This window comes from Microbacterium sp. IEGM 1404 (assembly GCF_030056775.1).
GTDB lineage: Bacteria > Actinomycetota > Actinomycetes > Actinomycetales > Microbacteriaceae > Microbacterium.
Window position 1 is genome coordinate 557,319 of the sequence record NZ_JASHKP010000002.1, and the last position, 20,639, is coordinate 577,957.

Here is a 20,639-nt window from a genome sequence, read left to right on the forward strand (position 1 = left end):
CGCTCACCCCCACACGGCGCGCAGGGCCGCGCGTTGGGCCTCCACGGTGAACGTCCCGCCGAGATACTCGGCCCACCGGGCACGGTTGTCGTCCTGCCACCGGGCCAGGCTCCCCGCGCGCACCGCGGCGACGAGCGTCCGCAGCCCGACATCCCACTGCACCGCGGACGGCAGGCCGGGCATCGCCGCGAGCGGGCGCGCGAGGACCGGGACCCCGCACTCCACGGCATCCAGGATCGCGATCGCCACGGCCGCCTCCCACGCGGCCGAGTGCAGGTACACGTCGAGTCCGCCGAGCTGCGCCGCGACGGAGTCGGGGGCCTGCCAGCCCGTGACCTCGATGTCTTCGGGTGCGGCGTCGGCGCCCTCCCCGCCGCCGATCCACCGCCCACGGACACGGACGCCCGGAAGGTCCGCACGCAGCCGCCGCACCGCACCGACGAACAGGTCGGGGTCCTTCTGCGGCGCCCAGCGTCCCAGCATCCCGACGGTCAGGGTCTCGGCATCCGTCGGGGCGGGTGGGACAGACGACACCCGCCGCACCGACGGCACGTTCGGGATGACCCTGATCCGCGCCGCCGGGTATCCCAGCCGCGCGGCGGCGACGGCCTCGCCCGGACCGGCCGCGGCGAGCAGGTCGGCACGTCCGCGGAGCGCGCGCTCGATCCCGCGATAGGCGGAGCGCGCGACCATGCCCACGTCACGGCGCTCGAAGGCGAAGCAGTGCGGCGTGTAGACCCGCCGCGGGCCGTCGCGCAGCGCCGCGCGGGCGTAGACGCCCGGGAAGCTGGAGTGCGCGTGGACGACGTCCGGAGCGAACCGGGAGACGAGGGCGCGGACGCCGGAGATCGCCACGAGCGGGTGCGCGACGTCCCAGTCCACGTGGCGCGCATCGAGTACGCGCGCCCCTTCCGCCCAGACCGCCGCCGGACCGTCCGACCCGTGCGGCGACGCAACGATGTGACGGAATCCCGGTGGGGAGTTCTCGATGTAACCGCGCACCGCGACCGGTACCCCTCCCGTCGCGCGATCGACGAGATGGAGGACGACGCGCGGGGTCGTCGGTGGGACGTCTGGGGTAGGCACGCGGTCACGGTAGGCGTCGGCAGAGAGAGCTCCTCGGCCGCCTCCGCGCCCGCGCCGCGGGTGACCTCCGCGCTGAGGAACAGCCCGCGCGACGCCGTCAACCCGGTCTCGCACCGCCGGCAGCGTGCGTAGCGTCGCCCGCATGACCACCGATCGCGACCAGCTCACTTTCGACAACCCCGTCACGCGGTACGCCCGCGTCGAACCGCCGGTGCAGCACCAGCCCGAACCGGGCGTGCAGGCCGACATGACGCCCGTCCCCGACCTCGGCGAGAAGACGTACCGCGGCCTGGGGCGCCTCACCGGCCGGAAGGCGCTGATCACCGGCGGAGACTCGGGCATCGGCGGCGCCGTCGCGATCGCGTTCGCGCGCGAGGGCGCGGACGTCGCCATCGTGCACCTGCCTGCCGAGCAGCGCGACGCGGATCACGTCCTGGAGCAGGTCCGGGATGCCGGCCGCACCGGCGTCTCGATCCCGACCGACATCACCGACCCGGCCGCGTGCCGCACCCTCGTCGCCGAGGCCGTCGAGGCGCTGAGGGGCCTGGACATCGTGGTGAACAACGCCGGAAAGCAGATCATGGTCGAGAGAGTCGACGACCTCTCGGACGAGCAGTTCGAGCAGACCTTCCGCACCAACGTCTTCGCGCCGTTCTGGATCACCAAGGCCGCTCTCCCGCACCTCCCCGAGGGCGCGGCGATCATCAACACCGCCTCGCTCGAGGCGTACGTCCCCGCCCCCGACCGGCTCGACTACGCCGCGACGAAGGCCGCGATCAACAACCTGTCGAAGGGCCTCGCGCAGCAGCTGGCTCCCCGTGGCATCCGGGTCAACGTCGTGGCCCCCGGCCCGACGTGGTCGGCGTTGCAGGTGAGCCAGGGCGTCTCGGACGACCAGATGGAGCACTTCGACGACGAGAGCACGTACCAGCGCGCCGGTCAGCCCGCCGAGATCGCGCCCGCGTTCGTGTTCCTGGCCTCCGCCGAGGCCAGCTACGTCTCGGGCGAGACGCTGAACGTCAACGGCGGCATGGTCACGCCGTAACTCCCGTCGCGTGAGTCGCCAGGATTTGTCGCTTCCACCGGCGGCCAGGCGACAATTCTTGGCGACTCACGCGGGATGCAGGACGGGGGGCATGCTGTCTTGCGTAAAACGTCGCGGGGCGCAAGCGACCCGTTGTCGGCCCCGGGGTGCGAAAGCGTGAAGGCATGCCGAGCCCGAACGACGTCCCCACCCTGTATCTGCTGCACGCCCTCGGGGCGAGCGCGGGATCGTTCCGCCGGCTCGGTGACGCGCTCGCGGGCCGCGTGGACGTGCAGGGCATCGATCTGCCGGGCTTCGGGTCGGAGACCGCCGCCTCCGACACGTCGCTCGACGCCACCGTCGCGCACGTCGTCGGCATCCTGAACGAGAAGGCCCGCGGTCGCTGGATCCTCGGCGGTCACAGCATGGGCGGGAAGATCGCCGGGCTCGTGGCATCCCGGGTGCTGAACGGCACCGCGCCGCTGACCGGGCTCGCGGGGATGGTGCTGCTCGCGCCGTCGCCGCCGCGCCCTGAGCCGATGGACGAGGAGCGCCGCGCGCTCATGCTCTCGTGGGTGAACGACGGGGCGATCTCCGAGCCGGATGCCGAGACCTTCATCGACCAGAACACCGCGCGGCCGCTCGACCCCGGCGCGCAGAGCCTCGCGCTCACCGACCTCCGCCGCACGTCGCCGACGGCGTGGCGCGCGTGGCTCGAAACCGGGAGCCGTGTCGATGCGCGCGCCGAGGTCGGCACGCTCGACCTCCCCGTGCTCGTGCTGGCGGGCGAGGACGACGCCGACCTCGGCGCCGCCGCGCAGCCGGGTCTCCTGTCCGACGTCTATCCGCGGGCGCGGTTCCACGCGCTCGCCGACACCGGCCACATGATCCCGCTCGAGCGCGCCACCGAGGCGGCGGACGCGATCGCCGCGTTCGTCGCCGACGAGGTGCTCGCGGGGCCGGTCGTGCCCGAGGAGTGGGCGCGGCTCATCGCCGGCGACCGCGTGGACGACCGGGTGCGCGGCATCCTGAACCGCCGGGCGGTGCCCGACGACCGCGGGTACGCGCCGCGCGTGCTCGACCTCGCGCAGCTCACGCTGCTGCGCGAGATCGCCGATCTCGTCGTGCCGCAGGACGGCCCCGCGATCGACATCGCCGCGCGCGTCGACGCGCAGCTGGCCCGCGGCGACGGCGACGGGTGGCGCCCGGACGGACTCCCACCCGACCCCGAGGCCTACCGCGCCGGGCTCGACACCCTCGCCGCGCACTGGCCCACCGACCCGGCCGAGCGCGAGAGAGTCCTCGGCGCGGCCATCGAGGGGAACGGCCCGACGGGCGGACCCCTGGATGCCGAGCTGCTCGCGGCCTGGCTCGAAGACGCGCGCGTCGACCTGGTGCGGCAGTGGCTCGCGCACCCCGCGAGCATGGCCCGCACCGGGTTCGACGGCTTCGCCACCGGCGGCCGCGCACCGATCCGCGGCTACGTCGAACTGACCCTCGGACGGCGCGAGGACTGGGAGCCCGCCGGCGTCGGCGGCACGATCGCGACGGGAGACGCCGCATGAACCTCGACGGCATGCGCACGCACGGGACCGACGACATCGTCGACGTCGTCGTGGTCGGGACCGGCGCGGGCGGCGCCCCGCTGACGGCCGAGCTCGCGCGGCGCGGGCTCTCGGTCGTGGCGCTCGAGGCGGGACGGAACTTCGCCCTCGACGACCTCACGCCCGACGAGACCGAGGCCGTCGAGATCAACTGGATGTCGGAGCGCCTGAGCGGCGGCGACGACCCCACCGCCTTCGGCCCCAACAACAGCGGCCGCGGTGTCGGCGGGTCGACCCTGCACTGGGGCGCGTTCACCCCGCGCCCCGACGCGCGCGACCTGCGGCTGCGCACCGAGACGGGCGAAGGACGCGACTGGCCGCTCGACCCCGCCGAGCTGCTGACGTATGTCGCGCGCGTCGAGGGCGACATCGGCGTCTCCGGCCAGACGCCGTACCCGTGGGATCCCGACCGCTCGTACGCGTACGGCCCTGCCGCGCGCAACGCGCCCGCGACCCTGGTCGCCCGCGGGTGCGAGGCGCTCGGCATCCGGTACGCCGACGCTCCGGCCGCGGTGCTCACCCGCGCGCGCCTGCAGGACCACCACGGCGAACGCCGCGCGTGCATCAACTGCGGCGCCTGCCACCAGGGATGCCGGGTGGATGCCAAGGCCACCACCGCCAACACCTACCTCCCGGCCGCCGTCGCCGCCGGGGCGGAGATCCGCACCGGCGCGATGGTCCACGACATCGAGCTCGACGCGCGGGGGCATGTCGCCGCGGTCGTGTACCGGCAGGACGGCGTGGACGTCCGCCAGCGGTGCCGGTCGCTCGTGCTCGCGGGCGGCGGGGTGGAGACGCCGCGTCTGCTGCTGCACACCGGTGTGGCGAACGGGTCGGGGCAGGTCGGCCGCAACTTCCTCGCGCACGGCGCGACGCAGGTGTGGGGACGCTTCGACGAGCCCGTGCGCGGGCACCGCGGCTACCCGTCGTCGCTGATCACCGAGGACATGATGCGTCCCGGCGACGCCGACTTCGCCGGCGGCTACCTCGTGCAGAGCCTCGGCGTGATGCCCCTCACCTTCGCCACGACCCTCGCCCGCGGCGGCGGGCTGTGGGGCCGCGAACTCATGGAGCGCCTCGATCAGGCGCAGCATATGGCGGGCATCGGCATCAACGGCGACTGCCTGCCGTCGGACGACAACCGCCTCGAGCTCTCCGATGAGACCGACGAGTTCGGCATCCCCCGCGCGCGGGTGACGTTCACCGCGGGACCGAACGAGAAGGCCCTCGACCGGCACGCGACGGCCTTCCTGCTGCGGGTGATGGAAGCCGCGGGCGCGCGGGAGACGTTCGTGCTCGCGCGTTCCGCGCACACGATCGGCACGGCCCGCATGTCGACCGACCCCGCCGACGGCGTGGTCGACGGCGACGGCCGCTCGCACGAGGTCCCCAACCTGTGGATCTGCGACAACAGCGTCTTCCCCTCGGCCCTCGCCGCCAACCCCGCCCTGACGATCATGGCGCTGTCGCTGCGGACGGCGGACCGGTTCCTGGCATCCGCGTAGGGCCGGGGCGGGCCCGGCCGCCGAGCGCACACGTTCGGGTCCAACGCACACGTCGGGGATGTCCCGAAGGTATGCGCTCGGCCCGAACGTGTGGGCTGACACGGGTTCCGAACGCAGCCCGGGAGAGAATGGATGCCATGAAGCTCGCGCACCTCGTCCGGTTCACCGCCCTCGCCGAGGAGCTGCACTTCCCGCGCGCCGCCGAGAAGCTCGGCATCCCGCTCGCCTCGCTGTACACCACGGTCGACAAGCTCGAGGAGGAGGTCGGGCAGCCGCTCGTGTCGCGCACCCCGCCGACCACGCTGACGCCGGCCGGGGTGCTGCTCCTCGACGAGGCGCGAGCGCGCATCGCCGACGCGCCTCCGCAGGCGGCCGCGGCCCCGAAGGCGCAGGGCGGGAAGGCCAAGGCATCCAAGGGCAAGGGCCGCGCCCCGATCGTCAAGGGCCAGCCGAAGCCGTACAAGAAGCGCCAGGGCCGCTGACGCGTTGCGCGCCTCCGGCCATCGCCGCCGTGCCGCCGCGGGCCGCACCGCTCGCGCCGCGGATTCCCGCGCATAAACGCTTCTCACGCGCATAAACGCGCTCTGCCCGTGTTTATGCGCGTGGATCGCGTTTATGCGTGGCTCCCGCACGGCAACCCGCGACAGGCCGCCGCAAACCGCAACGCCCCGAGCCGCGGCGGCGGCGCCGCCTGGGGCGGCGGCGCTACAGCTCCGCGACCCGGCCCGCCTCGACGCGCCAGTGGCGGTCGGTGTGGACGGCATCCAGCATCCGGCGGTCGTGCGTGACGAGGAGCAGGGTGCCCGTGTACGACTCCAGCGCCTGCTCGAGCTGCTCGATCGCGGGCAGGTCGAGGTGGTTCGTGGGCTCGTCGAGCACGAGCACGTTGACGCCGCGCGCCTGGAGCAGTGCGAGCCCGGCGCGCGTGCGCTCACCCGGCGACAGCCCGTCGACGGGGCGGGTGACATGGTCGGCTTTCAGCCCGAACTTCGCCAGCAGCGTGCGCACGTCGGCCGCGCTCATCTCGGGCACGAGCCCCTCGAACGCATCGGCGAGCGGCCGCTGGCCGACGAGCAGCGACCGGGCCTGATCGATCTCCCCGATCGCGACACTCGATCCGAGCGACGCCGAGCCCTCGTCCGGACTCTGACGGCCCAGGATGCCACGCAGCAACGTCGTCTTCCCGGCACCGTTCGGTCCGGTGATGCCGATCCGCTCGCCCCCGTTCACCTGCAACGACACCGGCCCGAGAGTGAAGTCGCCCTGCCGGAAGACCGCACCGGAAAGCGTCGAGACGACCGCGCTCGACCGCGGCGCGGCGCCGATCGTGAATTCGAGCTTCCATTCCTTGCGCGGTTCCTCGACCTCGTCGAGTCGCGCGATGCGGCTCTCCATCTGCCGGACCTTCTGCGCCTGCTTCTCGCTGGACTCCATCGACGCCTTGCGACGGATCTTGTCGTTGTCGGGCGACTTCTTCATCGCGTTGCGGACGCCCTGGCTCGACCATTCCCGCTGCGTCCGCGCACGGGCGACGAGGTCGGCCTTGGTCTCGGCGAACTCCTCGTACTTCTCGCGCGCCTGCCGGCGCAGTGTCGCCCGCTCCTCGAGGTACGCGTCGTACCCGCCGCCGTAGACGCGGTGGGAGTTCTGCGCGAGGTCGAGTTCGAGGACGCGGGTGACGGACCGCGCGAGGAACTCTCGGTCGTGACTGACGAGCACCACCCCGCCGCGGAGGCCCGCGACGAACGTCTCGAGACGCTCGAGGCCGTCGAGGTCGAGGTCGTTCGTGGGCTCGTCCAGCAGCGCGATGTCGAAGCGCGACAGCAGCAGCGCCGCCAGCCCCACGCGCGCCGCCTGCCCGCCCGACAGCCCCGTCATCAGCGCGTCGGCGCCCACCTCGAGGCCGAGGTCGGCGAGCACCACCGGCATCCGTTCGTCGAGGTCGGCCGCACCGCTGGCGAGCCAGCGCTCCAGGGCCGTGCCGTAGGCGTCGTCGGCGCCCACGGCCTCGGGGTCGCCGAGGGCCGCGGCCGTGGCATCCATTTCTCGCGTCGCCTCGGCGCAGCCCGTGCGGCGCGCGATGTACGCCGCGACCGTTTCGCCGTCGACGCGCTCGTGCTCCTGCGGCAGCCACCCGACGAAGGCGTCGGCCGGGGCGAGCGCGATCGTGCCGGCGAGCGGCTCGTCGACGCCCGCGAGGAGCCGGAGGAGCGTCGACTTGCCCGCGCCGTTCGCCCCGACGACGCCGACGACATCGCCCGGGGCGACCGTGAGGTCAACGCCCTCGAACAGTGTGCGGTGACCGTAGCCTCCGGCGAGTCCCTGGGCGACGAGCGTGGCGGTCATCCCTCCATTGTCCCAGGGCAGGCAGCGGCGCGGCTGCCTTCATAAACGCGATCGACGCGCAGAACCACGCTGTCCCCGTGTTTCTGCGCGCGAATCGCGTTTATGCGAAGAAGCGGACGCGACGGCGGCGGGACCCCGGCGTCCGCACCGGCCGAGCGCCCTCACACGAAGCGTTCGACGCCGCCCCAGCCGCCCACCCACGCCTCGAGGTGCGGCTCGTCGCGCAGGACATGGACACCGGATGCCACGATCTCGCCGCCGTCGAACCCGACCTCGGCGCCCCACCGCTCGGCGCGGCGCCGGGCCCGGCGGGAGACCGCAGTGCCGACGATCGTCCCGTCGGCGGCGCTCACGCGAAGCCGCCCCTCCGCGCCCTGTCCGAGCTGCGCGAGCCGTTCGGCGAGGGCGTCCACGCCGTCGAACAGCACCGGCCGGTCGAGGCGCCACACGACACGCGCGTCGGGCACCGCTCCCGACCTCACCCGCGGATCCGCGGCGAGCGCGGCGATCGTCGGCGGCGCGTCGAGGACGACGGTCGCGCGCGGGAACGCCGCGAGCACGGCATCCACGCACACGAACACGGCGGCCTCGGGACGCTCCCCCGCCAGGTGGACCACGAGGTCGGGGGCCGCGGGAAGCAGTCCCCGCCCGGCCGACCCGGCGACGGGGATGTCGCCGGCGAGGCGCAGCGTCTGACGATTGCCCTCGCGGGTGCGGTCGATGTCGCGCCCCGACCAATCGGGGCCGTCGTGCCAGGCGACGGCGTCGGGGACGTGGGCGAGCACCGCGCCGGCCTGCCACGCCCGGTGCACCCACTCCCAGTCCTCGCCGCCGTACGAGGTGAACGTCTCGTCGAAACCGCCGACTTCGTCGAAGAACCGCCGCGAGCAGGCCGACACGGCCCCGATCACGAACCGGTACGAGCGGTCGTCGGCCCGCAGCAGGTCGCCCGTGCGGGCGTACTCTTCGCGCAGCCACGCGGGTTCGGGCAGTTCCCGCTCCGGCCCCGCCTCGGCGACCGGGACCTCGACGCCGACCCCGGCGAAGTCGGCGTGCCGGCGCCGGCCCACCGTCACGGCCTCGGGCAGGAGGGCGGGCAGGCGTGTGAGGGCACGGACGTATCCGGGTTCGGGGGTCGTGTCGGCATCCAGGAAGCACAGGACATCGCCCGTGCTCGCCGCGACGCCGAGATTGCGGGCGGCCGCCGCCCGGAAGCCGCGATCGTCCTGGCGCACGACCCGCACGCCGTCCGGCACGACCGGGGCCTCGGGGGAGCCGTCGTCGGCGACCACGATCTCGAGGCGAGCGGCCGGGTGGTCCTGCTGCGCGAGGGCCGCGAGGGTGCGGGCGAGCTCCGCGGGCTGGTCGTAGTGCGTGACGATGACGCTGACCCGCGGCGGCTCGGGCTCGCGCCCGGCGACGAGGTCCCACCGGTTCCCGACGACCCACGGCGCGTCGTCGGGCGTCGAGTGTCCAGGACACGCCGAGTCGGGGTGGGGCGCATCGGCGTGTCTTGGACACTCGGCACTCACGGGGGCGGCGGCGGCGCCGGCGGGCGCGGGCAGGGCGGCCCACCACGCCAGGTAGGCGCGGGCGACGTCGGCAGGACCGAGAGGGACGGGGTGGATGCCGTGCCAGGTGGCATCCGGATCCTCTACCGCCGCGCGCACCGTCGCCCCGAGCGCGGACGGCTCGACGGGGAGCAGGGTTCCCGGCCGGAGCGCGGCCATCTCGTCGACGTACCGGTTGCGGAGGGCGATCGGGCGGCGCCCCCACCCGATCCACGACGTCAGCGACGCCGACGCCGACACGTGCTGATGCGCGATCACGGGGACCGACACGGCGCGGGCGCGTTCGGCCATCTCGGGGTCGTCGAGCCACCCGGTCACCGTCACGGCGACGCCCGCGTCGGCGGCACGGCGGACGAACGCGTCGAGGTCGGCGGCGTGTCCGTCGGAGGCGCGGCCCAGGATCGTCAGTCGCCCGACGCCCGCCTCGACGGCGGCGGCGAGTGCTTCGTCGTGTCCCTTGCCGGGGTAGAAGTACCCGAGGACGCCGATGGTGCCGTCGGCCTGCGGGCGCGGCGCGGGAGCCACCGCGGGCACCGGCAGGGGCACGATCTCGACGGGTCCGTCCCACACGCCCTCTTCGGCGAGCAGGGCACGCTCGTGGGCGCTGTTGACGGCGACGGCGTGAGCGACCCGCGTCACGGCGGCGTAGAAGGCACGGCGGCGCGGACGGTTGCGTTCGCCGTCCGAGGCCTGCGGCACATCGTGCAGGGTGACGGTGAGCGGATGCCGCCGGGCCAGGGCGGTGAGCCGTTCGGTCGCCTCCTCGGGCGAGGGCCCCCACAGACGCTCGGTGACATGGACGTGCAGCGGCGTCCCGGCGGCCAGGGCGTCGAGGTCGGGGCCCGTCGCGACGCGGAACGAAGGGTCGAGAGCGCGCACGTCTTCCGCGACGGCGCGCGCGTACACCGCGACCCCGTGCGGCCCGGCGGGCGCCAGAAGGATCGGTTGCATGCTCATGCCGCGCGCCACCGGCGCAGCAGCGGGGCGAGACGCTCGACCGCGGCCGTGACGAACTCCGGATGCGCGGCGTACCACCCGCGGTGCGCCTCGGCGACGGTGCGCGCATCGAGCATCTCGCCGGCGACGATCCAGTCGGGGCGGGGCTCGGCATCCAGGTCCCACGCCTCGACGACCCACGGTTCGAGCGGTGCCCGCACGCCGGCGAGGATCGGACGCCCGGGGTCGACCGCGGTCCCGGGCGCGCCGAGGGCCGCGACGATGCGCTCCCCCAGCGGCAGGAACACCGCGTTGCCGGGGTGGTTGACCGTCCGGGCCAGGTCGGCCACCACCGGGGCGTAGAGATCGGATGCCACGACGTCGACGCCGAGGTCCTCGCGGCGGCGGAGCTCCGCGAGGGAGTCCTCGGCCACGGCCCGCACCACGTCCGGCGGGAGCACGGGGGCCACCGGGAGCCCCGCGGCCTCCGCGAGCAGCCGGACGTCGTGGTACGCCACGAGCGGTGGGTCCTCGTCGACGCCGGGGACCCGGATCGCGGCCTGGAACGGCTGCAGCCCGCCGTAGCGGAGGGAGGGCACGACCACGGTCCGGGCGTGGGCGGGCAGCGCCGCGCGCAGCTGCGCGGTGCCGAGCGGCAGACCGCGATAGTCGTCGCGGATCGGCTGCACGACGAGGAACGACGCCCCCGCCAGCAGCCGGTGCAGGCGTTCGGCGTCCGCGGCATCCATCTCGTGCACCGCGGGGACCCGCACCCCGGGGTGGGTGTCGTTCGACACGACCAGTCGGATCGACTCGGCTTGGCAGTTGCCCACGACGACGCCGTAGCCCTCCGGCGCGGGGACATCGCCGAAGAATTCGGCGTAGTGCCGACGGCGCGCTATCACCGCCGCATCCTCGTCCGCAAGGCTCTCGGAGCCGCTCTCTCTACCGCGCATGATGTGAACGTACGCCGTCGGTGCCGTCGCCTTCGCAACGGTCCCGTTGCCTTGCGACTCCTCTCCTGATGCGATACATCCCCCATCGCCCCACTTCAGGAGGACCCCCGATCGACGCCACCGCCCCTCGCCGGATCCGGGTCGCCGCCGTGCCCGCCGGGCACCCGTACACGCGGGCCGTCACCGACGAACGCTTCGTCGATCTGCGCGCCGACCCGCCGCCGCCGGGGGCCGCCCCCGGTCAGTGGTGGCCGCCGCAGGTGCTGCTGCCCGAGTGGCTGGACGCGCACGCCGACGAGATCGACGTGGTCCACGTGCACTTCGGCAGCGAGTCCTCCTCGACCGAGGAGCTGTCGGCGACGGTCGCCGCCCTCCGCCGGCTGGGCCTGCCGCTCGTCTACACCGTCCACGACCTCGAGAACCCGCAGCTGACCGACCAGGGGGCGCACCGCGCCGCGCTGGCCGTGCTCCTCGCCGGGGCCGACGAGGTGACCACGCTGACCGCGCCCACCGCGGCCGAGGTCGAGCGCGACTACGGCCGCGTCAGCGTCGTGATCCCCCACCCCACCCTCGTCGACGGCACCGCCCTTCCCGTCGGCCGCCCGCACGCCGGGACCCGTGTCGGGGTTCACCTGCGCGACCTCCGCCCCAACATCGACGGCGTGGGGACGGTGGCGACCCTCGTCCGCGCCGTCGCCGACCTACGCGCCCTGGGCGCCGACATCGAGGCGGTCGTGCGCCTGAACGAGAACGTGCGCGACCCCGACGCCGCGGCATCCATCGACGCCCTCGCCGACGGCACCGACGGCGTGACCGTGGAGCGCGCGGCACGGCTCGACGACGACGCTCTCGCCGCGTGGCTCGCCGACCTCGACGCGTGCCTGCTCCCCTACTCGCACGGCACGCACTCGGGGTGGGCGGAGCTCTGCTACGACCTCGCCGTGCCCGTCGTCGGCACGCGCGTCGGCCATGTCGCCGCGCAGCATCCCGCCGACTTCCACGCGTTCCGCATCGGCGACCCCGTGTCGCTGGAACGGGCGATCGTGGATGCCACGGCCGAGGGCTGGTCGGTCGCCGGGTCCGATGCGCGCGGTGCGGAGATCGCCCGTCGCCGGGTCGAGCGGCTCGACGAACGCGAGCGGGTGCGTCAGGCCCACGTCGCGGTGTACCGCCGGTCGATGCGGACGGAGCACGCGGCATGACCCGGGCGTCGAAGCCGTTGCGGGTGCTGGTCGTCGCCCCGTCGCGTTACCCGCTGCGCCAGCCGCACGCCGGTGGTCTCGAGGCGACCGTGTGGGACCGCGTCCGGTGGCTGCGCGACCGCGGGCACCAGGTCACGCTGTGCGCCGCGGAGGGCTCCGACTTCCTCGAGGAGTCCCCCGGCTTCGCCCTGCCCGCACCGACCTGGTCGCGCGTGGAGGACTCCTCGGACACGGGCTATCCCGAGGGGTACGCCGCCGCGACCGACGCGGCGCACGACGTGCTCCTGGAGCGGCTCCGGACCGGCCGGCACGAGGTCGACGTCATCGACAACCACAGCCTCCACCCCGCCCCGATCCGGTGGAGCCGGGATGCCGGCATCCCGGTCGTCACGACGCTCCACACGCCCCCGCTCGAACCGATGCTCCAGGCCGCCGCGTACGTGCGCGGCAGCGCGCACCGCTTCGTCGCGGTGAGCCAGGCCACGGCGCGCGCGTGGTCGGTGGAGGGTGTCGACGCGTTCGTGTTCCCCAACGGCATCGACACCGAACGCTGGACGCGCGGTCCCGGCGGGCCGCGGTGGGTGTGGTCGGGACGCATCGTCCCCGAGAAGGCGCCGCACCTCGCCATCGAGGCCGCCCGGGCGGTGGATGCCGAGATCGTCGTCGCCGGCCGCATCGGCGACGTCGACTACTTCCAGCAGGAGGTGGCACCTCGCCTCGGCGGGCACGCGCACTACGTCGGCGCGCTCCACCAGCCCGACCTGTGCCGCCTCGTGGGATCCTCGGCCGTGGCCCTGGTCACCCCCATGTGGGAGGAGCCGTTCGGTCTCGTCATCGCCGAAGCGCTCGCGACGGGCACACCGGTCGCGGCGTTCGACATCGGCGGGGTCTCCGAGGTCCTCGCCGGGATGCCGGGGACGGCCGCCGTCATGCCCGGCGACGTCACGGCGCTCGCCCACGCGGCGCGCGACCTCGCCTCCGAGGGCCACCGCGAACCGCTCACGCGCGTCTGGACCCGCCGCGCCGCGGTGCGCGAGCACGCCCTCAGCCGGCGCTACCGCGAGGTCGAGCGGGTGCTCGCCCACACCGCGCAGCCGGCGACCGAACGTCGCATCCCGGCGGTGTCGTGGTGATCGGCTGGTACGTCCATCACCACGGGTACGGGCACGTCGCCCGCTTCCTCGCGGTGCAGCCCCACCTGCGCGAGAAGGTGCGCGCGTTCTCGTCGCTGCCCCGCCCGAACGGACTCGGCGACGACGTCGAGTGGATCGTCCTCCCCCACGACGCCGACGCGATCGAGTACGAGGACGGCACGGTGTTCGACCCCGGCACGGCCGACCCCACCGTCCGGGGAGCCCTGCACTGGGCGCCGCACGACCATCCCGGGCACCGCGCGCGCCTCACGCTCCTCGCGCGGAGCGCCGCCGACCTCCGGGCGATCGTCGTCGACGTCAGCGCCGAGGTCGTCGCCTTCGCGCGGCTGCTGGGCCTGCGGACGCTCGCGGTGACGCAGCCCGGGGAACGCACCGACGCGGCGCACGCCCTCGCCTACGACCTGGCCGACCGCATCCTCGCCCCGTGGGCGCACGGAGCGGTCCCGCCCGGAGCGCTCACCACCCGGACCGACCGGGTCGTGTGGACGGGCGGGATCTCGCGCTACGACGGACGGACACCGGAGGAGGGGGATGCCGAGCGATCGGTGCTCTTCCTCGGTCAGGTGCTCGCCGACGACGTGCGCCGCGACGCCGAGGATCGGCTGTCCGCCGCCGGCTGGCGCACGCGCGCGATCGGACACGACGCGTCGTCGCGCCTCGACGACCCGTGGCCGTTGCTGACGTCGCACACCGTCGTGGTCAGCGCGGCGGGGCAGAACAGCGTCGCCGACCTCGCCGCGGCGGGGGCGCGCGCGGTCGTCGTCGCGCAGGACCGCCCCTTCGACGAGCAGCGGCACACCGCGTGCGCGCTGCACCGGTGGGGCCTCGCCCGGGTCGCCCCCGACGACATCGACGCGGAGGGGATCGTGGCGCTCGTCGAGGCCGCGGCGACCGACGACCCCGACTGGACGCGCTGGCAGGTGACCGGCGCCGCCGAGCGCGCCGCCGAGGCCATCGAGGCGATGCTCCCGTGAAGGTCGCGGTCCTCACGGTCGCCTCCGCGGCCCGCCGGGCCCACCTCGAACGGCAGCGCGAGGTGCTCGCCGCGGTGGCCCCCGAGGCCCTCCGCGCGGAGGTCTTCCTCGATGCGACGCCGCCGGACGGCATCCGGGATGCCGACGTCCTGACGCGGCACGTCCCGCCCGGGCCGCACGGACTCCGCGTGGGCGCGGGCCGGAACACCGCGGCCGCCGCCGCGATCGCGGAGGGTGCGGAGCTGCTCGTCTTCCTCGACGTGGACTGCCTGCCGGGTGCCGATCTCGTCGCGCGGTACACCGAGGCCGCCGCGGCGCATCCCGACGCGCTGCTCGCCGGACCCGTGACGTACCTCGCGAGCGTGCAGCGTCCGGCCGTGGTCGACCTGCCGCACGTGACACGGCCGCACCGGGCGCGCCCCGCGCTCCCCCCGGGCCAGACGCGGACCGCCGAGCCCGACGAGTACGACCTCTTCTGGTCGCTGTCCTTCGCGGTCACCCCGGCGACGTGGGAACGCCTCGGCGGCTTCCATGACGCGTACGAGGGCTACGGCGCCGAGGACACCGACCTCGCGTGGACGGCGCGGGCCTCGGACGTTCCGCTCGTGTGGACGGGCGGGGCGGACGCCTACCACCAGTGGCATCCGGTGTCCTCGCCGCCCTGGCGGCACCTCGACGACATCCTCCGCAACGGCGCCGCGTTCCATCGCCGCTGGGGCGTCTGGCCGATGGGCGGGTGGCTGGAGGCGTTCGCCGCCGCCGGCGCGATCGAACGCCGCGGCGAGCTGTGGGTGCGTCTCCCGGGCGCGTGAGGTGCCAAGAATTGTCGCTTCGGGCACGCCCGAAGCGACAAATTCTGGCACCTCACGCGCTGGAGGATCAGCCGAGCGCCTCCCGCAGCGCTTCCACGATGCGGGTCGCACGGGGGTCCTCGGACTCCATGCGGTTGGTCACGAACGCGAAGCCCACGCGGGCGTCGAGGTCGGCGAACGCGACCTGTCCGCCGGCGCCGTCGTGCCCGACACTGCCCGGCCCGAGGTAGCGGCGCGCGGCGGAATCCCGCTGCATCCCGGCGCCCCACTCCGGCCACGGCGCCGGAGCGTCGAACACCGGAGCGCCGCTCGTGCGCAGGGCCCCGGCGGCACGGACCGTCGCGTCGTCGAGGAGCCGGACGCCGTCGGTCTCGGCCACGGTCGCCGACCACATCGCGGCGAGCGCGCGGGCGGTGCTGATCCCCCCGGCGCCGGGGATGACCGCGGCGCGGACGTCGTCGGCGTTGAAGCCGTCGTCCTCGGTGACGAGCGTGGGCGGCAGCGCGCCGCCCAGGGTCATCGCGCGGTCGAGCCAGTCGACGCCGTGCGGGTCGCGTGCGGCGGCCTGAGCGGCGACGCCCGCGGCGAGGGTCGGCCCCACTTCGAGGTGGGCGACGGATGCCGCGATCTCCGCCGGCATCCCGAGCCAGGCCCCGCCGCCGACCGCGTCCGCCATCTCGGCGAAGGCGGCGGAGATCCCGACTCCCCCGGCGCGCCGCACGATCTCGCCCGAGATCCAGCCGTGCGTGAGCGCGTGGTACGCCCAGCCTCCACCGGGGGTCCAGAGCGGCCGCTGCGCCGCGATGATCGCCGAGACGGCGTCGAAGTCGAGCAGTTGGGCGCGGCTGATGTCGACCCGCGGCGCCGAGACACCCGCCCGGTGCGCGAGGGCGTCGCCGACGGTGACGGCCTCTTTGCCCCACGTGCCGAACTCCGGCCACAGCTCGGCGAGCGGACGGTCGTAGTCGAGGCGACCGGATGCCACGAGCCGAGCCGCGAGGATCGACATGAGCCCCTTGGTGCACGAGAACACCACCGTCGGGGTGTCCCGCTCCCACGGGCGGCCGTCGCGGGAGTCGGCGACACCGCCCCACAGGTCGACGACCTCGCGCCCGTCGAGCCGCACCGACAGCGCGCCGCCCATGCCCGGGTGGCTCTCGAACGCCGCGCGGAAGGCATCCGCGACCGGGGCGAACCCGGATGCCACGGAGCCCTGCACCGCGGTCATCGGAGATCCTCCGTCACGACGAGACGGTCGCCGTCCCACCGGACCGGGAGCGGGTCGGACAGGGTGCCGATGAAGGCCCCGTCGGCGGCCACGTTCTCGAACGCCAGCAGCACCGGCCGGCCGTCGGCATCCTCGGCGATCCGACCGCTGTAGAGGTTCTCGGGGGCGACGAGCGTCGCGCGACGTACGTCGTACGGGCCCCGCGGATCGTCGAGCGCGACGGCCCAGATGCCACCGCGCTCGCCCTCGCGATGACCGGCGAGGTGCGCCGAATCGCACGAGAACACCAGCGCCCAGCGACCCTCGACCTGCACCACCTGCGGCACCTCGAGGTGCGCGAACCCCGCTCCGGCGGTGCTGCGCGGGGGTCGCACCTCCCACCGCACGAGGTCGGGCGACCATGCGTGGCCGACGACCCCGCGATCGCGCCCCGGACCGTCGACGGCGCGGGCGGTGACGAGCATGTGCCAGCCGTCGCCGTCGGGGTCCGCGAACACCCACGGGTCGCGCCACGCCTCCTCGTGCCAGGTGCCGGCCGCGAGCGTCTCGTACCAGCGCGGGTCGGCGGCCACCACGACGCCGGGGTCCTTCACCCACTCCGTCAGGTCGTCCGACGTCGCCGCGAGCACGGTCTCGACGTTGGTGATGCGCCCCGGCTCGAGGAACCGCGACCCGGTGTAGAACATGCGCCACCCCGCCGCCGCCTCGACGATGCTGCCGGTCCAGGTGGCCGTGGCATCCGGAGCCTCTCCCCCGGTGGGCTCGAGCACCGTGCCGTGCACGGTCCACGAGCGCAGATCGCTCGAGGTCGCGTGCCCCACCGTGGCGTTGCGGTGGCGCAGGTCGGGGTCGCCGAGACTGATCGGCGCCTGCAGGAAGAGCATGTGGTGGGTGTCGCCGTCGCGGGCGAGCCAGAAGTCCCAGACCCAGTGGTCGGGCAGCGTGAACGTCATGATGTCCGTTTCGATGGAGGGGTCGAGCGGTCAGCCCTTGACCGCGCCCTGCACCAGCGCCCGGATGAACTGGCGCTGGAAGACGAGGAAGAGCAGGACGGCCGGCGTGATGATGATGAGGGCGCCCGCGTTGAGAAGGGGGATGCTGAGCGAGTACTGCCCCTGGAAGAAGGTCAGGGCACCCGCGACCGTGCGCTGCAGCGGGTCGGCGATGAGGACGACCGGGAGCAGGAACTGGTTCCAGGTCCAGATGAACAGCAGGATCGCCAGCGCCGAGAGCGCCGGCGCCGCCAACGGCAGCTGGATGCTGCGGAACTCGCGCCACAGCGACGCCCCGTCCACGCGTGCGGCCTCGGACAGCTCGCGCGGGACGTTGATGAAGTGCGCGCGCATCCAGAACACGCCGAACGGCATGAAGAGCCCGATGAGGGGGAAGATCACGGCCCACGGGGTGTTCACGGTGCCCATCGACTGCGCCTGGTAGTACAGCGGGATGATGAGCGCCTCGAACGGGATCGTGAGGCCGAGCACGAAGAAGACGAGCACTCCGCGGCCGAACCGTACCTGCAGCGACCCGAGCGCGAACCCGGCGAGGGTCGCGGCGACGAGGCTGACGGGCACGACGCCGAGCACGATCACGAGGCTCGAGCCCATGAGCTGCCACACGTGTCCGGTCTCGAACGCCGTGGCGAAGTTGCCCCACTGCGGGTCGGTCGGCCAGGTGAGCCCGGTCGGGTTGCGGTCGGCGGGCTGCAGCGCCGCGGAGAACATGCTGATCAGGGGCAGCAGCGTCACGATCGCCGCGACGGCGAGGAGGACGGTTCCGAGGACGCGCTCGGTGCGGCTGGCGATCACGAGTCACTCGCTCTCGAGAGGCGTTGGATGGGGAGGACCACGACGAGCACCAGCACCATGAGCACGATGCCGAAGGCGGAGGCCAGGCCCACGTCGCTCTGGGTGAAACCGATGCGGAAGATCGACAGGCCGGGCACGAGGGTCGCCCGCCCGGGGCCGCCCTGCGTCGAGGTGTAGATGATGTCGAAGCTCGACAGGGCGGCGATGACGGTGACGGTCACGAGCACCGCGATCTCCTGCCGGAGGCCCGGCAGCGTGATGGTGAAGAGCTCGCGCCACCAGCCCGCACCGTCGAGGCGGATCGCCTCGTACAGCGAGACGTCGATCTTGCCGAGCCCGGTGAGCAGCAGCACGGTGCACAGTCCCGTGAGGACCCACGAGCCGATGAGACCTACCGCGGGAAGGGCGGTGCCGTAGTCGGCGAGCCACGGCCGGGTGATCCAGCCGAGCCCGATCCACCCGAGGATCTGGTTCACGGCGCCGGTCTGCGCGTACATCCAGGACCACGCGATACCGGCGGCGGCCAGCGGGATGATCTGCGGGAGGAACAGCACCGTCTGCGCGGTGGCGGCGAAAGCCTTGTTCCGGATGCCGCGGATCAGGGTCGCGAGCACCAGTCCGAGCCCCACCGGGATGAACGTGAAGAACGCGATGAGCACGAAGGCGTTGCGGATCGCGCCGAGCAGGTCGGGGTCGGTGAAGACCGTGAGGTAGTTCTCGAAGCCCACCCACCGGGCCACGCCGATGCCGTTCCAGTCGTAGAACGAGTACTGCACGCCCTGGAACAGGGGCCAGATGACGAACCCGATGTAGAAACCGAGCGCGGGGACGAGCAGCAGCCATCCGGCGAGGGTCGCCCGCCGGGCCACTGCGCGTGCAGCGGCCCGGCGAACGGGTGCGGTCGTCGCCGCCGGGTGAGCGGCGTCTTCTCGGGGGGCCGCCGCGACGGCGACCGCACGATCGGTCATGGTCAGCCGACCTCGCTCTCGTAGAACTTCTGCACGCGGTCGACGAACTCCTGGCCGGTGATCTGGCTGGTCACCAGCAGCTGCGACTCGGGGATGATCGAGCCCGCGTAGATGCCGGCGGTGGTGTTGGCCATGAAGTCGACCTGGCCGTTCTCGGCGCCGATCTGCGCCGACATCTCCAGAGCGTTCTCGATGAGCGAGCCGGCCTGGACGGTCGGCAGCTCGAGGCTCGGGTCACCACCGGGCGAGGCGCCCGTGACGTCGACGATGATCTGTCGCGCGGCCGGGTCGGTGTGGACCCAGTTGAGGAAGTACACGATCTCGTTGAGGTGCTTCGACTTGGCCGCGACCGAGAACGAGTTGGCCGCGCCCATCGCGACGTGACCGGCGCCTTCTTCGGCCGGCGGCACCAGGAAGAAGCTGACGTTGTCGCCGAGCGCCTTCTGGTAGTTCGCGGCCTCCCAGTTGCCGTTGAAGGTGAACAGACCCTCACCCGCGGAGAAGCGGCTCGTGAAGGTGAAGTAGTCGATCGCGTTGATGTCGGACGGGAAGTACCCGGCATCCGCCCACTTGCGAACGAGCTCCGCGCCCTGGACGTTGCCCGGCTCGTCGTAGCGCGCGCCCGGCTCGTTGAACATCCACGACAGGAACTGGTCCTTGTCGACGTACTGGTTCATCGCGGCCTGGACCACGAAGTTCACCACGCCGTCCTTGTCGCCGGCCATGATCGGCAGGATGCCGGCGGCCTTCGCCTTGGCCATGTCGGCCTCGAGCTCGGCGAGGGTCTGCGGCGGGGCGGTGATGCCCAGCTGCGAGGCGAGGGTGTCATTCATGTAGATGCCGGTGATGCTGTAGCCGAGGCCGAGCTGGTACAGCGAGCCCGAGCCGCGGATGCCGTCCTCGCTCATGCGCAGCGGCGCGAGCTGCGATGCCGGCCAGGCGTCCCAGCCGTACGCGTCGAAGTACGGGTCGAGGTTCGCGACGAGGCCGTCCTTGACCGTGTCTCCGAGCGTGGGGAGGCGGATCAGGTCGGGCGGGGTGTCGCTCGCGAGGAGCTTGGGGGCATTGGCCGTGAGGTTCTGGAACGTGTCGCGGGTGATGTTGAACGTCACGTTCGGGTGCTGCTTGGTGAACTCCTCGGTCAGCTTGTCGGTGACGGGGAACCCGGTCTCGTCGGCGATCGTCAGCTGGACCGGGTCGCTGGTGAGTTCGGTGCTCACGTCGGCGGCGGCGGCGGTCTGCGGTGCCGCAGCGCCGGGAGCGCAGCCGGCCAGCAGAGCGCCGGTGAGCCCGGCGATCGCCGCGAGCGCGAGGGGCGCGACGCGACGGGTGCGCGTGCGCGGGGTACGGGTGGACATGTCGACTCCTTCGTCAGTGCTGCGGGTACCCAGGATGCGGGTCTTCTGGTGCGATCCTTGCTGCGGTACAGTGCTGAAAGGATTTAGCAGGGATATTTACTCAGACG

Annotated in this window: 17 protein-coding genes; 8 read left to right on the top strand and 9 right to left on the bottom strand. The window is 73.5% G+C overall.

Translation table 11 applies throughout. The annotated features are described in order from the left end of the window. Nucleotides 1-3 precede the first annotated feature (3 nt). Nucleotides 4-1,086 (bottom strand): glycosyltransferase family 4 protein, encoded by a 1,083-nt coding sequence (locus QM517_RS08330; protein ID WP_283286527.1) that lies wholly within the window; start codon nt 1,084-1,086, stop codon nt 4-6. 142 nt (nt 1,087-1,228) lie between these two features. Between QM517_RS08330 and QM517_RS08335 the strand changes: the two genes are divergently transcribed. The 4 genes from QM517_RS08335 (at nt 1,229) to QM517_RS08350 (ending at nt 5,701) form a co-directional block, all read left to right on the top strand. Next, entirely contained in the window at nt 1,229-2,131 is a 903-nt protein-coding gene (locus QM517_RS08335) for an SDR family oxidoreductase (protein WP_283286528.1), read from the top strand. 164 nt (nt 2,132-2,295) lie between these two features. Then, entirely contained in the window at nt 2,296-3,675 is a 1,380-nt protein-coding gene (locus tag QM517_RS08340) for an alpha/beta hydrolase (RefSeq protein ID WP_283286529.1), read from the top strand. An 11-nt stretch (nt 3,676-3,686) separates the two neighbouring features. After that, entirely contained in the window at nt 3,687-5,219 is a 1,533-nt protein-coding gene (locus tag QM517_RS08345; protein WP_283286530.1) for a GMC family oxidoreductase, read from the top strand. A gap of 137 nt (nt 5,220-5,356) precedes the next feature. Continuing rightward, nucleotides 5,357-5,701, top strand: coding sequence for a LysR family transcriptional regulator (locus QM517_RS08350; protein WP_077049635.1), 345 nt, complete (start codon nt 5,357-5,359; stop codon nt 5,699-5,701). A 223-nt stretch (nt 5,702-5,924) separates the two neighbouring features. On the opposite strand, the gene QM517_RS08355 is transcribed toward QM517_RS08350, so the two are convergent. From QM517_RS08355 to QM517_RS08365, 3 genes are all read right to left on the bottom strand, one after another. Then, nucleotides 5,925-7,565 (bottom strand): ABC-F family ATP-binding cassette domain-containing protein, encoded by a 1,641-nt coding sequence (locus tag QM517_RS08355; protein WP_283286531.1) that lies wholly within the window; start codon nt 7,563-7,565, stop codon nt 5,925-5,927. Between the two features lie 161 nt (nt 7,566-7,726). Next, complete coding sequence (locus tag QM517_RS08360; protein WP_283286532.1) at nt 7,727-10,093, bottom strand: glycosyltransferase; 2,367 nt, start codon at nt 10,091-10,093, stop codon at nt 7,727-7,729. Continuing rightward, a complete protein-coding gene (locus tag QM517_RS08365) occupies nt 10,090-11,028 on the bottom strand; it encodes a WcbI family polysaccharide biosynthesis putative acetyltransferase (protein WP_283286533.1) in 939 nt (312 codons plus the stop codon). Before QM517_RS08365 ends, QM517_RS08360 begins: the two co-directional genes overlap by 4 nt. A 68-nt stretch (nt 11,029-11,096) precedes the next feature. Here QM517_RS08365 and QM517_RS08370 point away from each other — a divergent pair, with 68 nt between their 5' ends. Genes QM517_RS08370 through QM517_RS08385 form a run of 4 tightly spaced genes read left to right on the top strand, consistent with a single transcriptional unit; the run spans nt 11,097 to nt 15,170 of the window. Continuing rightward, nucleotides 11,097-12,230, top strand: coding sequence for a glycosyltransferase (locus QM517_RS08370; protein WP_283286535.1), 1,134 nt, complete (start codon nt 11,097-11,099; stop codon nt 12,228-12,230). Further along, nucleotides 12,227-13,363, top strand: coding sequence for a glycosyltransferase (locus QM517_RS08375; protein WP_283286536.1), 1,137 nt, complete (start codon nt 12,227-12,229; stop codon nt 13,361-13,363). Before QM517_RS08370 ends, QM517_RS08375 begins: the two co-directional genes overlap by 4 nt. Further along, entirely contained in the window at nt 13,360-14,358 is a 999-nt protein-coding gene (locus QM517_RS18640; RefSeq protein WP_283286537.1) for a glycosyltransferase, read from the top strand. The genes QM517_RS08375 and QM517_RS18640 overlap by 4 nt, the downstream gene beginning before the upstream one ends. After that, nucleotides 14,355-15,170, top strand: a complete 816-nt coding sequence (locus tag QM517_RS08385; protein ID WP_283286539.1) for a glycosyltransferase family 2 protein — start codon at nt 14,355-14,357, stop codon at nt 15,168-15,170. The genes QM517_RS18640 and QM517_RS08385 overlap by 4 nt, the downstream gene beginning before the upstream one ends. Nucleotides 15,171-15,237: 67 nt before the next feature. Here the strand turns inward: QM517_RS08385 and QM517_RS08390 are convergent, their stop codons facing one another. From QM517_RS08390 to QM517_RS08410, 5 genes are read right to left on the bottom strand one after another with little or no spacing between them, the layout of a single operon-like run. Continuing rightward, the gene (locus QM517_RS08390) at nt 15,238-16,398 is read right to left on the bottom strand and encodes a serine hydrolase domain-containing protein (RefSeq protein ID WP_283286541.1); all 1,161 of its coding nucleotides are present in this window, start codon (nt 16,396-16,398) and stop codon (nt 15,238-15,240) included. After that, nucleotides 16,395-17,351, bottom strand: a complete 957-nt coding sequence (locus tag QM517_RS08395; RefSeq protein ID WP_308208898.1) for a glycosyl hydrolase family 32 — start codon at nt 17,349-17,351, stop codon at nt 16,395-16,397. The genes QM517_RS08390 and QM517_RS08395 overlap by 4 nt, the downstream gene beginning before the upstream one ends. Nucleotides 17,352-17,381: 30 nt before the next feature. Next, complete coding sequence (locus QM517_RS08400) at nt 17,382-18,206, bottom strand: carbohydrate ABC transporter permease (protein WP_077049643.1); 825 nt, start codon at nt 18,204-18,206, stop codon at nt 17,382-17,384. After that, nucleotides 18,203-19,174: a carbohydrate ABC transporter permease gene (locus tag QM517_RS08405; protein ID WP_283286544.1), complete on the bottom strand. Its 972-nt coding sequence runs from the start codon at nt 19,172-19,174 to the stop codon at nt 18,203-18,205. Before QM517_RS08405 ends, QM517_RS08400 begins: the two co-directional genes overlap by 4 nt. A 2-nt stretch (nt 19,175-19,176) precedes the next feature. Next, nucleotides 19,177-20,532 (bottom strand): ABC transporter substrate-binding protein, encoded by a 1,356-nt coding sequence (locus tag QM517_RS08410; RefSeq protein WP_283286546.1) that lies wholly within the window; start codon nt 20,530-20,532, stop codon nt 19,177-19,179. Nucleotides 20,533-20,639: the final 107 nt, after the last annotated feature.

What these genes read in the sequence shown, in the direction of transcription:
- QM517_RS08365 (WP_283286533.1), bottom strand. Translation starts at nt 11,028, where the DNA reads ATGCGCGGTAGAGAGAGCGGCTCCGAGAGCCTTGCGGACGAGGATGCG.
- QM517_RS08350 (WP_077049635.1), top strand. Translation starts at nt 5,357, where the DNA reads ATGAAGCTCGCGCACCTCGTCCGGTTCACCGCCCTCGCCGAGGAGCTG.
- QM517_RS08345 (WP_283286530.1), top strand. Translation starts at nt 3,687, where the DNA reads ATGCGCACGCACGGGACCGACGACATCGTCGACGTCGTCGTGGTCGGG.
- QM517_RS08370 (WP_283286535.1), top strand. Translation starts at nt 11,097, where the DNA reads ATGCGATACATCCCCCATCGCCCCACTTCAGGAGGACCCCCGATCGAC.
- QM517_RS08335 (WP_283286528.1), top strand. Translation starts at nt 1,229, where the DNA reads ATGACCACCGATCGCGACCAGCTCACTTTCGACAACCCCGTCACGCGG.
- QM517_RS08395 (WP_308208898.1), bottom strand. Translation starts at nt 17,351, where the DNA reads ATGACGTTCACGCTGCCCGACCACTGGGTCTGGGACTTCTGGCTCGCC.
- QM517_RS08390 (WP_283286541.1), bottom strand. Translation starts at nt 16,398, where the DNA reads ATGACCGCGGTGCAGGGCTCCGTGGCATCCGGGTTCGCCCCGGTCGCG.
- QM517_RS08410 (WP_283286546.1), bottom strand. Translation starts at nt 20,532, where the DNA reads ATGTCCACCCGTACCCCGCGCACGCGCACCCGTCGCGTCGCGCCCCTC.
- QM517_RS08375 (WP_283286536.1), top strand. Translation starts at nt 12,227, where the DNA reads ATGACCCGGGCGTCGAAGCCGTTGCGGGTGCTGGTCGTCGCCCCGTCG.
- QM517_RS08360 (WP_283286532.1), bottom strand. Translation starts at nt 10,093, where the DNA reads ATGAGCATGCAACCGATCCTTCTGGCGCCCGCCGGGCCGCACGGGGTC.
- QM517_RS08340 (WP_283286529.1), top strand. Translation starts at nt 2,296, where the DNA reads ATGCCGAGCCCGAACGACGTCCCCACCCTGTATCTGCTGCACGCCCTC.
- QM517_RS08355 (WP_283286531.1), bottom strand. Translation starts at nt 7,565, where the DNA reads ATGACCGCCACGCTCGTCGCCCAGGGACTCGCCGGAGGCTACGGTCAC.
- QM517_RS08405 (WP_283286544.1), bottom strand. Translation starts at nt 19,174, where the DNA reads ATGACCGATCGTGCGGTCGCCGTCGCGGCGGCCCCCCGAGAAGACGCC.